The following is a 13,020-nucleotide window of genomic DNA, read 5'->3' as shown; positions in this document are numbered from 1 at the left end:
TGTGACTCTCTTAAAGGACCGGGCGTACTTTGCCCGGTTTTTCTTATATTAAGCAAGGTATAGCAGAATATGCGTCTAAAGCGAACTGAAAACCTTTTCAAAATACTTTCTAACAAGTTTACATTTCATTCAAAGAAAGTCATATCACTTTCGATAGTAAAATATTATTGTCCTAAAAAGTAAAAGCTTTTTTTATTTTGATGTTTAAATAGATGAAAGATTTTCCATACTAATAGTGAATACAATGTTGCGATAAATGTCGATAAATAAGATGTTTTATATTTAATTGTCTACGACAAGGAATAGTATAAGTCAACCTCGAATAGTCACGGTAAGGAGGGGTTAATAAATGAAACATCAACTACTATTTGTCGAAGACGGCATTGCTATTATTCGCTTAAAAGGTGAATTGGACCACCACGCTACACAAACAATTCGCGAAGAGATTTCCCAAACTTTATATAGAGGAAATCTAAGGGCCATAATTTGGAATTTACAAGATTTACAATTTATGGACAGCGCGGGTATTGGCCTTATCCTAGGAAGAATGAGAGACTTTGTTCCTTCTAATGGACAAACAGTTATCTTACATCCTTCTGAAACAATGAAGAAAATCTTTCAGTATTCTGGACTAGGTTCATATGTGTGGGCTACAACAGAAGAAGAAGCAATCGCAGAGTTAGGGGGCATTCTGAATGGACAATGAAATGACACTTTCGTTTATTGCCATTAGCGAAAATGAAGGTCTGGCACGAATGGTGATGACGAGTTTTATTGCATCTCTAGACCCAACCATTGATGAGTTAGGTGAATTCAAGACAATCGTTTCAGAAGCAGTTACCAATGCCATCATTCATGGCTATGAAGAAGATGGAGTAGGAATTGTAACAATTAGAGCGAAACGAGAAGGACAAACCATTACAATGACGATTAGTGATGCTGGTAGGGGAATACCGAATGTTGAACAAGCAATGGAACCTCTTTATACTTCGAAGCCTGAAAGTGAACGTTCAGGTATGGGCTTTACCATTATGGAAAGTTTTTCAGATCGTTTGTCGGTATGGTCGGAGCCTCAGAAAGGAACTGCGATTACCTTTACAAAAGAATTTATACCCGTTCAAGCCAACTTCGTCTTAGGTGAACGATGATTACGCCAATTGGACAACAATCCGTGTTGTTGACACAAGAAAAGATGCGAGAATTAATATTTTCGTCCCAACAAGGAGACAAAATGGCTAGGCAAACTATGGTTGAAGGTAATACACGACTAGTCTGGTCTATAGTTCAAAGGTTCGCTTCACGGGGAGCGGATTTAGAAGATTTATTTCAAATTGGCTGTATCGGGTTAATGAAGTCTGTAGACAAATTTGATTTGTCCTATGAAGTGAAGTTTTCAACATACGCTGTTCCGATGATTATCGGTGAAATACAACGGTTTTTGAGAGACGATGGAATGGTAAAAGTAAGCCGGTCAATCAGAGAACTTAGTTTTAAAATTCGTCATGCTACTGACGATTTCGTCCGGCTAAATGAGCGTCAACCAACGTTAACAGAACTAGCGACAAAACTTGAAGTCACAATGGATGAAATAGTATTAGCATCGGATGCATTACGTGATCCTGCTTCCCTACATGAACAACTTTTTGAAAGTGAAGGAGACGCTTTAACGCTAATGGATCAATTGCGAGACGAGAGCTCAGAGAAATCATTTGATCACATTCCGTTACGCGATATTTTATCAAAACTTGGAAAAAGAGAACAAACCATTATTTATTTGCGTTATTTCTTAGATTGTACGCAAAGCGACATTGCTGAAAGACTTGGAATTTCGCAAGTTCAAGTATCTCGCTTAGAAAAGAAAATACTTAAGCAACTGAAAAGTTGGATGTTGCCTAAACAAGCAACATTAAAGGATGGATCTAAATAACTCAATCACTATTTAAAAGCCCTCAAGATGCTGAGTCGTTTATTTATTCGAAGTTTGGAAAAGAAGAAAGCTTTGATGTAGGAGTTAAACACGCACATGTATGGTCGATTCCATCATTATTTGTTTATATGAATGGTTTGGTTGATTTTACAGTGCTTACTCAAATTTTAACATTAACGCAAAACACGAAAATACAAGTGAAGCGCACTATTGATATCGATGAAGTAGAAGCTATGAATACCTATTTCCCCTATCATTCAGTAACACTTTTTGATTCTACAGATGACTGGCTGTTAGCAATTTTAAGCGGCCAGTTAGGAATTGTGACGTCTGAAGGTTTTGCTTTCACCATTGATGTCCGCTCGTATCCAGGAAGACAACCTGAAGAACCTGACAATGAAAAAGTCATTCGAGGATCTCGTGATGGTTTTACAGAAAACATTTTACAAAACACAGCATTAATTCGAAGAAGAATTCGTGATGTATCCCTTCGCTTTGAATTAACTCAAATCTCTACACGTGGTAAAACTGACACTGTCATTGCTTTTATTAAAGGTATTGCAAATGAAGAACATATCGAATATTTACGTACGCGGATGAAAAAGATAAATCATGATGGGTTGACGATGACAGATAAGTCACTAGAAGAGATGTTATTTAAACAAAAGTTTCATCCTGTACCCTTCGTCCGGTATACAGAACGTGCAGATACCTGTGCAGCACATCTCTTAGAAGGACATATAGCAATAATTGTGGATACCTCGCCGTCTGTCATATTGGTGCCTATAACACTTTTTCATCATTTGCAACATGCAGAAGAATATCGTCAAGCACCATTGCTAGGGACAATCGTTCGTTTAACGCGCTTCACAGGTTTTTTGTTATGTTTAATGCTTTTGCCATTTTGGTATTTACTTATCAAAGAACCAGAGCATTTACCACAAGCTATTTCGTTTATTGGTCCAAAAGAAACTGGGAATGTTCCCATTTTTGCTCAAATAATTATTGCTGATATTGGTCTAGTCTATTTAAGGCTCGCCGCAATACATACGCCAACACCTCTTTCAACGGCTATGGGTTTAGTATCTGCAATTATAATTGGACAAATTGCTATAGATGTAGGCTTATTCATCCCAGAGGTAGTTTTGTACTCAGCAATTGCTGCTATCCTAACATTTTCTTTACCATCTACTGAGTTGGGTGGAGCTGCTAAAATTTTCATGAATTTTCTACTGATTGCCACAGCAGCTTTTGGGTCAAATGGCTTTTTCGTCGGGCTCTTCCTGTTATTTATGTATTTTGTATCGATCAAGCCTATGGGGGTACCATATTTATGGCCACTAGTACCATTTTTCCCAATAGCATTGTCTCGTTTAATTATTCGTTATCCTACTACTAATGGAGCACTAAGACCATTCATTACAAACTCACCTAATCGAAGTCGTTCATAATTCATACATTGCATCGTAGTCTTTCCTTATGGTAAAGTTCATATATCGAAAAACCATTGGGAGAGATGATGATGCATTTATATGGAACACAGTCGGTGGACGAAAAAGGCCAATTAATAATTGGTGGGACGTCTGCGGTTACGTTGTCAAAGACGTATGGAACTCCTTTATATGTCTATGATACAGCATTAATAAAAGAGCGAGCGAGAGCTTTCATTCAAACATTTAAAAGAGCCAGTGTTCAAGCTCAAGTAGCGTATGCTAGTAAAGCTTTCTCAAGTATCGCGATGTATCAACTTGCCGATGAGGAAGGGTTATCTTTAGACGTTGTTTCTGGTGGAGAATTATACACAGCCATACGAGCAAATTTTCCTGTTGAACGAATTCATTTTCATGGGAATAACAAAAGTGATGAAGAATTAATATTTGCACTAGATTCCGGAATTGGTTGTATTGTTGTCGATAACTTTTACGAAATTGAACAGTTGAAGAGATTGACAGCTTTAAAGGGAAAAAATGTAAATATATTATTGCGTGTTACCCCTGGTATTGAAGCCCATACTCATGATTATATAACTACCGGACAAGCTGATTCTAAATTCGGTTTTGACTTAAATAACGGGCAAGCTGATCAAGCGTTTCAATCGGTAATAGATGATCAACATATCTGTTTGTTAGGGATGCACTGTCACATTGGTTCTCAAATTTTTGATAGTGCAGCTTTTTCATTGGCGGCTAAAAAGCTAATTTTTAAAATGCTTTCATGGAAAAAACAATTTGATTTTACATGTCCAGTTCTAAATTTAGGTGGTGGTTTTGGTATCCGCTACACTGAAGAAGATAAACCACTTCTACCTGAGACTTATGTTGAAGATATGATAAAGTCAATTCAATCTGAAATTCGTCACAATGATTACCCAATGCCGGAAATTTGGATTGAACCTGGTCGATCCCTTGTAGGGGACGCCGGTACAACATTATATACAATTGGATCCCAAAAAGAAGTACCAGGAGTAAAAAAATATTTGGCAGTTGACGGTGGAATGTCTGACAATATTCGTCCAGCATTGTATCAAGCAAAATACGATGCAGTTGTAGCAAATAAAATGTCAGCATCATCTACAACAACTTATACAGTTGCAGGAAAATGTTGTGAGTCTGGTGATAAGTTGATTGAAGAAATTTCATTACCTAGTGTAGAAGCGGGAGATACACTTGCCGTTTTTTGTACAGGTGCTTATGGTTACTCAATGGCAAGTAATTATAATCGACTCCCACGACCTGCTGTTATTTTCGTTGAAGAAGGTAAACATCGTCTTGTGATTAAACGTGAGACATACGAAGATATCGTAAGATTAGACTGCTCTTTACATGACAAGGTTTTAGGTGAATAATCATGAGAAGTAAAAATCTAAAGCTATTTCTACTGATACTAGTTATGGGCATTATTTGGGGCGTTATCTATTGGCTCTTTATAGGGACAAACATTTAGTCTGTTAAAAAATAGGTTGCAAGTTGAAGTTTTATAACAAATGATGTAGCATAATCTATAATACTGAAGCGGATACAAAAATGAGGGATTCTATGTTAGTACGTTATAAAAAAAACTGTGAGAAAATTGCGATGGGCTTACTGTCATTTATGCCACAAGAAAAAGACTTAAAAAAGTTACAGGAAACGATTCATACGTATGAAAACAATCCTAACTGGCATTTGTTTTTGTGGAAAAAGGGTGAGGATTTCGTTGGCTTAATAGGTCTCGAAGTTTCTGAAAAAGTTTGTTTAATTCAACATATTACCGTTACTCCTTCTCATCGAGGTGATGGGATAGGCAAGGAAATGGTGTCAAAAGTAAAAGTCTTTTTTCCATGTACTGAAATAATTGCAGCAGAATCAACAAAACGATTTTATGATAAGTGCCTTAAACAGCAAGAAGGAACAGACGATTAATGTCTGTTCCTTCTTTTATTTTCACGTGCTTTGAGTATTTCTGAACGATCTCGAAGCATATGCTTGTGTATGAGGTGATCACCTGTAAGAGAAATAAGTGATGGTTGTTTGTCAATCTCAGCATTTAAATCATGTGAGACAATAGAGATTTTAAACGATTGAAATGGTATTCCTTGATCAATGTAATCAATTGACTGATTAATTTGTTCTGTTACTTGCGGTAAGTCGATCCCTTCATAAAAAGGACTTGAAGGGTTCAGTTGCATACGCTTCTGTGAACTTACTAGTGACCTTTTAGCACCATTAATATTACCTCTTCTCCAATGGTACATTCCGGTTGAAAGCAGTATCCAAGATGTAAGAGGATGTGTTTTATCTTTAGGTGCGACTTCTTTCCAATACTCTTCTAAAACTTCGTGACATTCGAAATAATCTTCATGCTCATTAAAAAATTTAATATACTGAGCAAAAAGTGGGTGAAACAACGGATGCATTCTTATCACACTTCCTCTATACTAAAATTTGAATCGATTTTATGGGGGATCTAAACATGTCTTACAAAGTGAAATTGGACGCTTTTGAAGGTCCTCTTGATTTATTATTGCATTTAATCCACCGTTTGGAAATTGATATATATGATATTCCAATGGCAGACTTAACTCTACAGTATATGGAACATATTCGGGGAATGAAAGTACTTGAGTTAAATCAAGCAAGTGAATACCTAGTCATGGCTGCATCTTTACTTGCAATTAAAAGTAAAATGCTACTCCCTATTCACGAAGGTGAATTTGATGAAGATGATTTAGCTCTTGATATGAATGACCCGAGAGATGAATTAGTAAATAGACTCATCGAATATCGAAAGTATAAAGAAGCTGCTGAGATGTTACAAGATTTAGAGGAACAGCGTACCCTTGTATTTACAAGGGCTCCAAGTGATCTTACAGACTATCAATCAACAAAACAATTAGCTTTATTTGACGAACCTTTAAATGTTATAGATATGTTAGGTGCATTTCAAAAAATGATGAGAAGAAAACTATTAAAAGCACCACTATTAACCCAAATTGCTAGACAAGAACTATCGGTAAAAGATCAAATGAAAAGTGTCTTTCATACGTTGAAATCTAAAGGTGGCAGTTGCTCATTTTCTGAGTTATTCCCTTCACAAGATAAATCTACACTGGTTGTAACATTTCTATCCTTACTTGAGCTAATGAAAAGACAAATGATTTTTGTTGAACAAAACCATAATTTCGATGAATTAACAGTCAAACTATTAAATAATCGATGGGAGGAAGAATCATTTGAGCCTATTGATGAGTAAAATTGAGAGTCTTCTATTTGTCACGGGAGATGAAGGACTATCATGTAAACAAATTGAAGTTTTAACTGAATCTTCTCATTCAGAAGTAAAAGATGCATTAAAAAATTTACAAAAAGAATATGTATCGTCAGAAAATAGAGGAATTGAGTTGAAAGAGTTAGGAGGGACGTATCAACTAGTATCAAAAAAAGGAAATGCAGATACAATTCAACGTCTCGTTGAGAATCCGATCAACCAAGCTCTATCTCAAGCATCTTTAGAAGTATTAGCAATTATTGCGTATAAACAACCAATTACACGAATTGAAATTGAGGATTTACGTGGAGTGAAAAGTGAAAGACCTTTACATACTTTAAGTTTAAAGGGTTTAATTCAAGAGGTTGGAAGAGCAGAGGGGACAGGCCGAGCCATTCTATACGGAACTACGAAAGAATTTTTAAATGTTTTTGGCCTAAATGAAGTGAGTGAATTGCCACCATTACCAGAGTCACAGGAGACACAAGATGATGATCAAACAGATTTGTTTATGACAAAGTTTCAAGAAGCTTTTGAGGAACAATCAGAATAACAAACGAAAGGTGCCAGTGCTTGAGAAAACAAACCGTTTTATTGTTAGTATTTTTATTACTAGGCAGTATGTTTTATCCAAAATTTACACAAGCTCAAGGGTCTTCTTATGTTGTAATTGATGCAAAAACAGGACGAATACTTGCAGGAAGTGGAGAGCATCAATTATTACCGATTGCTAGTTTGACGAAGATTTGGACAGCAGTTGTCGTGGCAGAGGAAGTCGATTTGAAAGAAACAACCAAAATTACACCTCACGCCTCTTCTCAAGAAGGTTCATCCATTTACTTGAAGACCGGAGTAGAAACTCCCATTGATGTATTATTGTATGGATTAATGTTGAGATCGGGTAACGATGCAGCTGTAGCATTAGCGGAACATGCTGGTGGATCAGTTGATGGATTTGTAAAACTAATGAATGACAAAGCGATGTTAATGGGATTGAAAAATACTAAATTTCAAAACCCATCTGGACTTCCCCATGAAGAGCACATGTCAACAGCTTATGACACGGCGCTTATGTTAAAGATAGCAATGGAAAACAAAGAATTAGAAACGATATTTACAACTAAAAATTACAATCAAAACGGTTTAAGTTGGGAAAATAAACACAGACTAGTAAGGGCAGAACCTAGTGCAATTGCTGGAAAAACAGGGTTTACTAAAGCGGCAGGTAGAACGTTAGCTACGTATTTTAAAAATGATAAAGAAGAAGAAGTTATTGTTGTCACATTAAATCAATCAAATGATTGGAATGTTCATAAGCAACTTGCACAAAGTGCTTTTAACCAATATGATAAAGTACAGGTCATTAAAAAAGGCTCGTATGATTTACCTGGAGGACTGGTGATCAAACCAAATAACCCAGTGTTTATCTTGAAAAAGAAAAATGAACAGATATCTCATGTCATCTATTTAAGTCGAAAAGAAGATTTAAAGAACATAGGGAGATGGGACGTTCAGATAAATGGTCAAACCATAATCACCCAAAAAGTTCAAATTGAGCGGAATGAATGAAGGAGACTGCTTTATCACTAAGCGGTCTTCTTTTGTTTTGAGGGAAAGTGTGGCATAATTTCAACAGAGAATGGAATTTACGAAGAGGTGAAAGAATGGAAAGACTACAAAAAATGTTAGCACATGCTGGAGTTGCTTCACGAAGAAAATCAGAACAACTCATTCTTGAAGGTAAAGTATCAGTAAATGGAAAAGTTATTAAAGAATTAGGAGTTAAAGTATCTCCAACAGATACGGTTGAAGTAGAAGGTGTAAAGCTTGAAAAAGAACAAAAAGTTTATCATTTATTGTATAAACCAAAAGGAATAATATCAGCAGTCACAGATGACAGAGGTCGTAAAACAGTTGCGGACCTATTTCCGCACATTCAAGAACGGTTATTTCCGGTTGGGCGTTTAGATTATGAGACATCAGGTTTATTAATTATGACTAATGATGGTGATTTTTCATATATGGTTACACACCCTAAATTTAAAATTGATAAAACATATGTAGCTCGACTTAAAGGGATCCCATCTAAAGAACAGCTGCGTCCTTTAGAGCGCGGAATTGTTCTAGAAGATGGAAAAACAGCACCCGCTCACGTGAAATTATTATCTGCTGAAACAAAAGCAAACAAATCAATTGTTGAAATTACCATTCATGAAGGGAAAAACCGTCAAGTTCGCCGTATGTTTGATGCGATCGGTTTTCCAGTTCAGAAGTTGAAACGTGAACGATTTGCTTTTTTAACTTTACATGGCTTAAACGCAGGAGATTCAAGAGAATTATCTGCTCATGAAATAAAATTGTTACGTGTAATGGCTGAAACAGGAAAAATCGGGACATAATTTGCAAATATTCGTAGATATACAAATAGGAGCATAATGAGCCGTTTAAGGCACTCTAATGATGCCACTTACGGGTGGATTTCATTTGAGTGCCTTTTGGGTGCCTGCCTTGAGGAAGCGAAGACTTCTAAGAATGCAATTAAACATATAAGAGAAATCCAAGTTATAGATTCACTAGAACATAGAAGAATAATTCTAATGAATAACATAATCAGTCAGACTTTCTAGACAATCTCTATAAACGTTCACAAACCCTTCAAATGTGCGGATTTAGTAACTGTTTTTCTTTGGTATAATAAAAAAGAATTATTCGCATGTAGGAGGTCCAAATAATGGCTCAGGCGAAAAAGAAACAAAAAAGATTTATTGTAAGAACAATTATTTTATCCATTCTCATAATTGCTATTGTATTTACCATATACACCAATGCAACGAAAGAGAAATTTGAAGTACTAGCCATTGGTGATACTGCACCTGATTTCACATTGGTGGATTTAGATGGGAATAAACATCGCTTGTCAGATTATAAAGGCCAAGGTGTCTTTTTAAATTTTTGGGGGACATGGTGTAAACCATGTGTGAAAGAAATGCCAGCAATGGATAGCCAATATGAAATTTATAAAGATCAAGGAATTCAAATTCTAGCGATTAACATTGCTCAGTCCGATTTCGAAGTACAACGATTTGCTAATCAATATGGATTAAGCTTTCCAATTGTTATTGATAAAACGAGAAGTGTTATGGAAGCCTATAACATTGACCCTCTTCCAACGACAATGTTAGTTAATCCGGAAGGAAAAATAGAGCGAATCGTAATCGGAGGAGTTATGACGGAAAAAGATATCGCTGGTTTTATGGAAGAGATACGTCCAAAATAAGGAGTCGATCATATGAACAACATCATTTGTGCTTGTGGGCATGAAAATCCAGAAGGAACAGTGTTATGTGGAAACTGTGGTCGACCCCTCACAACAGAAGCGAAAAAGCAAAAATTAGCGGACATGCGTTATGAAGGTACTGCACGACGTTCACAAACGTATAACAAATCTATTATTGATAAAGTTTGGAACTTTTTTTCGAGTGTGAAAGTTGGAATTTCTTTAATCATTATAATATTAGTCGCAGCGGCTATAGGAACGATATTACCTCAAGTATTGTTTGTACCAGTAAGAGGGGCTGCCGAGATTGCAGCTTATTATGAACGTGTCTATGGCTCGTTTGGAAGCATCTATAATTGGTTAGGCTTATCTGATTTATATGGTTCTTGGTGGTTTCAAACACTAATAGGGATGCTTGGTATATCTATCATAGTTGCTAGTTTAGACCGTGTTGTTCCTCTGTACAAATCATTAAAAAAACAACGTACGAGAAGACATGGAAGCTTTATGAAAAGCCAGCGATTATTTGCTCAAGGTGAAAACATTTTGGGTGAAGATACATTATCTATAAGTGAAGAAAAGTTAAAAGATCTTCGCTATAAAGTGAAGCGTGAAAAGGGTGCTTTGCTAGCTGAAAAAGGTCGTTTTGCTAGATGGGGACCTTATGTAAATCATGTTGGACTCATTATTTTTCTATTAGGCGTAATGCTTAGAACTTTGCCAGGATTTTATATGGATGAAACGATGTGGCTCCGAGAAGGTGAAACTCTTGCTATTCCAGAAGTTCCTGGATTTTACTTAGAAAGTAAAGAGTTTATTTTAGAAACCTATGATAAAGAGCAAACTGATGAAGTTTTTGGTGAAGCAATTGAACGAGTAGGGACGATTGCATCTAATTTCCAAACAGATGTAGTGTTATATAAAAATTCAGAAGATGCTTTGCCAGGTCAAACTACAGATTTAATTGAAGTGAAAAAAGAATCGATTCAAGTAAATAAACCATTGAAATTTGAGGATTATGCTATCTATCAAATGGATTTTCGTTTAGATGAACTTAGTACTATGCACTTTAATTTATCCAATAAAGCTACTGGCGAATCACTCGGTGATCTTTCTATTAATCTTGATAAACCCGAACCTTTCTATGATTTAGGTAATGGTGCAACAGTTGAGTTGAAAGGGTATTATCCAGACTTTTCTGGATTTGAAAATGGAGAACCGCAAACAAAATCTCCAGTTCCAAATAACCCGGCATTTTTAGTTGAAATGATTACACCTGAGACTCCTAAAGGTGAAACTAGTTTCGTTGCAATCAAACAAACAGTGGAACCATTTGGCGATAATAACTATAAACTTGAATTTCAAAGTGTTGATACTCGCGATATCTCTGGATTAACGATTCGTAAAGACAAAACTTTATGGATATTAGCACTTGGTGGTGTAATCTTTATGATTGGTGTTGCACAAGGCTCTTACTTCAATCATCGTCGGATTTGGATTCATGAAAATAATGATGGTCAATTAGTAGTTGCAGCCCATACAAACAAAAACTGGTTTGGGATAAAAAAAGAGTTAGATCAAGTTACGGAAACTGCACAGCTGCCTCAGTACATTGATCAACAAGACGCAGAAGATCAAGAGCTTAAAAAGGATGGTGAAAAATCGTCATGACACAACTAGTCTCGATTAGTAGTAATTTATTATTTGTGGCATTTGTTTGTTATTTAATTGCAACACTATTTTTCGGTGGAGCAGTCAAAGGGACAAAAGTAGGAACAACATCAAATTCTGAAAAACGATGGGGACTTCTTGGGATTATTGTTACAATTATTGGATTTATTTCACACTTAGCATATTTCATTACACGTTGGATTGCAGGAGGACATGCCCCTGTTAGTAATTTATTTGAATTTACAACAGCTTTCGGCATGATGGTTGTCGGTTCGTTTATCTTAATTTACTTCATATATAAAACACCAGTATTAGGGTTATTCGCATTACCGATTGCAATAATCATCATTGGCTATGCAAGTATGTTTCCGAGCGAAATTACTCCTCTAATCCCTGCACTTAAAAGCTATTGGTTATACGTACATGTTATTACAGCTGCGTTAGGTGAATCAATATTAGCGATTAGTGCAGTTGCAGGTTTAGTTTATTTATTGAAAAGTGTAGATATTTCAAAAAAATCTAAACAACGTTTCTGGTTAGAAGCGGTAATGTACACACTAATTTTAGCTGTGGGATTTGTTGCTTCAACAACAACTTTTAGTCTTATGGATTACGAAGCGTCATTTAATTATGTAGACAAAGAACAAAAGGCAAAAAGTATTATTTATAATACTCCACCACTTTTTGGAATGAATGAGTATGAAGCTTTGACACCTGAAGCAATGACGCCTCTTGTAGAGACACCGTCAATAATAAATGCGAAAAAGTTAACGACTGTTACTTGGTCTTTACTATTTGGTACGTTACTTTACGGGTTGATTCGTTTAATTACTCGTAAACCAATTTCAGCATTGTTAAAACCTTTTGCTCAAAAAGCAAACTTACAATTGATGGATGAAATTGGATATCGAGCAGTATCGATTGGTTTTCCAATATTCACACTTGGGGCGCTTATATTTGCCATGATTTGGGCACATGAAGCGTGGGCTAGGTTCTGGGGCTGGGATCCAAAAGAAGTTTGGGCTCTCATTACTTGGTTATTCTATGCTGCATTCATGCATCTTCGTTTTTCAAAAGGATGGCAGGGAGAAAAGTCTGCCTGGTTAGCAGTTATTGGCTTTATTATTATCATGTTTAATTTAATTGCAGTTAATTTAATAATTGCTGGTTTACATTCTTACGCATAATAAGCGAGCCTTTTCCTTGCGAGGGAAGGGCTTTTCATCTTTGTATAAAAAATATAACTTTAGTATAGAACTCCATTTTAAGAACGTGGAGCTTACAGAGTGATAAACCTTTATACTATCTAATAGGAAGACAAGTGTAATACCGCTTTGCGCTTTTCTTATTGAGCATGTAACTGTACAATAATTGATAGAGATATGACGGAAGGGGTAAC

Annotated in this window: 14 protein-coding genes; 13 read left to right on the top strand and 1 reads right to left on the bottom strand. The window is 36.0% G+C overall.

Annotated features, from left to right (window positions below; all coding sequences use genetic code 11):
- The first annotated feature begins 349 nt into the window (after nucleotides 1–349).
- The 6 genes from B371_RS0115660 to B371_RS0115635 all read left to right on the top strand — a co-directional run bounded on the left by B371_RS0115660 (nucleotide 350) and on the right by B371_RS0115635 (nucleotide 5,328).
- Entirely contained in the window at nucleotides 350–706 is a 357-nt protein-coding gene (locus tag B371_RS0115660; RefSeq protein WP_019415258.1) for an anti-sigma factor antagonist, read from the top strand.
- Nucleotides 696–1,148 (top strand): anti-sigma F factor, encoded by a 453-nt coding sequence (gene spoIIAB, locus B371_RS0115655; RefSeq protein WP_019415257.1) that lies wholly within the window; start codon nucleotides 696–698, stop codon nucleotides 1,146–1,148. The genes B371_RS0115660 and spoIIAB overlap by 11 nt, the downstream gene beginning before the upstream one ends.
- Nucleotides 1,145–1,927 (top strand): SigF/SigG family RNA polymerase sporulation sigma factor, encoded by a 783-nt coding sequence (locus B371_RS0115650; RefSeq protein ID WP_019415256.1) that lies wholly within the window; start codon nucleotides 1,145–1,147, stop codon nucleotides 1,925–1,927. The genes spoIIAB and B371_RS0115650 overlap by 4 nt, the downstream gene beginning before the upstream one ends.
- Nucleotides 1,924–3,378 carry a spore germination protein gene (locus B371_RS0115645; protein ID WP_026023092.1) on the top strand — a complete coding sequence of 485 codons (1,455 nt, stop codon included), beginning with the start codon at nucleotides 1,924–1,926 and terminating at the stop codon, nucleotides 3,376–3,378. The genes B371_RS0115650 and B371_RS0115645 overlap by 4 nt, the downstream gene beginning before the upstream one ends.
- A 71-nt stretch (nucleotides 3,379–3,449) precedes the next feature.
- The gene (gene lysA, locus B371_RS0115640) at nucleotides 3,450–4,772 is read left to right on the top strand and encodes a diaminopimelate decarboxylase (RefSeq protein ID WP_019415254.1); all 1,323 of its coding nucleotides are present in this window, start codon (nucleotides 3,450–3,452) and stop codon (nucleotides 4,770–4,772) included.
- A 190-nt stretch (nucleotides 4,773–4,962) separates the two neighbouring features.
- Complete coding sequence (locus B371_RS0115635; RefSeq protein WP_019415253.1) at nucleotides 4,963–5,328, top strand: GNAT family N-acetyltransferase; 366 nt, start codon at nucleotides 4,963–4,965, stop codon at nucleotides 5,326–5,328.
- Here B371_RS0115635 and B371_RS0115630 read toward each other — a convergent pair.
- The gene (locus B371_RS0115630) at nucleotides 5,325–5,822 is read right to left on the bottom strand and encodes a DUF309 domain-containing protein (RefSeq protein WP_019415252.1); all 498 of its coding nucleotides are present in this window, start codon (nucleotides 5,820–5,822) and stop codon (nucleotides 5,325–5,327) included. The genes B371_RS0115635 and B371_RS0115630 overlap by 4 nt on opposite strands.
- A gap of 56 nt (nucleotides 5,823–5,878) precedes the next feature.
- On the opposite strand from B371_RS0115630, the gene B371_RS0115625 reads away from it, so the two are divergent.
- The 7 genes from B371_RS0115625 to ccsB all read left to right on the top strand — a co-directional run bounded on the left by B371_RS0115625 (nucleotide 5,879) and on the right by ccsB (nucleotide 12,808).
- Nucleotides 5,879–6,658, top strand: a complete 780-nt coding sequence (locus tag B371_RS0115625; protein WP_019415251.1) for a segregation/condensation protein A — start codon at nucleotides 5,879–5,881, stop codon at nucleotides 6,656–6,658.
- The gene (gene scpB / locus B371_RS0115620) at nucleotides 6,651–7,226 is read left to right on the top strand and encodes an SMC-Scp complex subunit ScpB (RefSeq protein ID WP_019415250.1); all 576 of its coding nucleotides are present in this window, start codon (nucleotides 6,651–6,653) and stop codon (nucleotides 7,224–7,226) included. The genes B371_RS0115625 and scpB overlap by 8 nt, the downstream gene beginning before the upstream one ends.
- Before the next feature lie 20 nt (nucleotides 7,227–7,246).
- Complete coding sequence (locus B371_RS0115615) at nucleotides 7,247–8,242, top strand: D-alanyl-D-alanine carboxypeptidase family protein (protein WP_019415249.1); 996 nt, start codon at nucleotides 7,247–7,249, stop codon at nucleotides 8,240–8,242.
- Between the two features lie 95 nt (nucleotides 8,243–8,337).
- Complete coding sequence (locus B371_RS0115610; protein ID WP_019415248.1) at nucleotides 8,338–9,072, top strand: pseudouridine synthase; 735 nt, start codon at nucleotides 8,338–8,340, stop codon at nucleotides 9,070–9,072.
- 332 nt (nucleotides 9,073–9,404) lie between these two features.
- Complete coding sequence (resA, locus tag B371_RS0115605) at nucleotides 9,405–9,950, top strand: thiol-disulfide oxidoreductase ResA (RefSeq protein WP_019415247.1); 546 nt, start codon at nucleotides 9,405–9,407, stop codon at nucleotides 9,948–9,950.
- Between the two features lie 12 nt (nucleotides 9,951–9,962).
- Nucleotides 9,963–11,621, top strand: coding sequence for a cytochrome c biogenesis protein ResB (locus B371_RS0115600; protein WP_019415246.1), 1,659 nt, complete (start codon nucleotides 9,963–9,965; stop codon nucleotides 11,619–11,621).
- Entirely contained in the window at nucleotides 11,618–12,808 is a 1,191-nt protein-coding gene (gene ccsB, locus B371_RS0115595) for a c-type cytochrome biogenesis protein CcsB (RefSeq protein WP_019415245.1), read from the top strand. Before B371_RS0115600 ends, ccsB begins: the two co-directional genes overlap by 4 nt.
- Nucleotides 12,809–13,020: the final 212 nt, after the last annotated feature.

Origin of the sequence: Paenisporosarcina sp. TG20, from assembly GCF_000286315.1 — a bacterium.
GTDB lineage: Bacteria > Bacillota > Bacilli > Bacillales_A > Planococcaceae > Paenisporosarcina.
This window is presented reverse-complemented; position numbering and strand designations above follow the sequence as displayed.

Coding starts and splice junctions, on each gene's coding strand:
- lysA (WP_019415254.1), top strand. CDS start 3,450: ATGCATTTATATGGAACACAGTCGGTGGACGAAAAAGGCCAATTAATA.
- scpB (WP_019415250.1), top strand. CDS start 6,651: ATGAGTAAAATTGAGAGTCTTCTATTTGTCACGGGAGATGAAGGACTA.
- resA (WP_019415247.1), top strand. CDS start 9,405: ATGGCTCAGGCGAAAAAGAAACAAAAAAGATTTATTGTAAGAACAATT.
- B371_RS0115635 (WP_019415253.1), top strand. CDS start 4,963: ATGTTAGTACGTTATAAAAAAAACTGTGAGAAAATTGCGATGGGCTTA.
- B371_RS0115650 (WP_019415256.1), top strand. CDS start 1,145: ATGATTACGCCAATTGGACAACAATCCGTGTTGTTGACACAAGAAAAG.
- B371_RS0115625 (WP_019415251.1), top strand. CDS start 5,879: ATGTCTTACAAAGTGAAATTGGACGCTTTTGAAGGTCCTCTTGATTTA.
- B371_RS0115630 (WP_019415252.1), bottom strand. CDS start 5,822: ATGCATCCGTTGTTTCACCCACTTTTTGCTCAGTATATTAAATTTTTT.
- B371_RS0115660 (WP_019415258.1), top strand. CDS start 350: ATGAAACATCAACTACTATTTGTCGAAGACGGCATTGCTATTATTCGC.
- B371_RS0115600 (WP_019415246.1), top strand. CDS start 9,963: ATGAACAACATCATTTGTGCTTGTGGGCATGAAAATCCAGAAGGAACA.
- ccsB (WP_019415245.1), top strand. CDS start 11,618: ATGACACAACTAGTCTCGATTAGTAGTAATTTATTATTTGTGGCATTT.
- spoIIAB (WP_019415257.1), top strand. CDS start 696: ATGGACAATGAAATGACACTTTCGTTTATTGCCATTAGCGAAAATGAA.
- B371_RS0115610 (WP_019415248.1), top strand. CDS start 8,338: ATGGAAAGACTACAAAAAATGTTAGCACATGCTGGAGTTGCTTCACGA.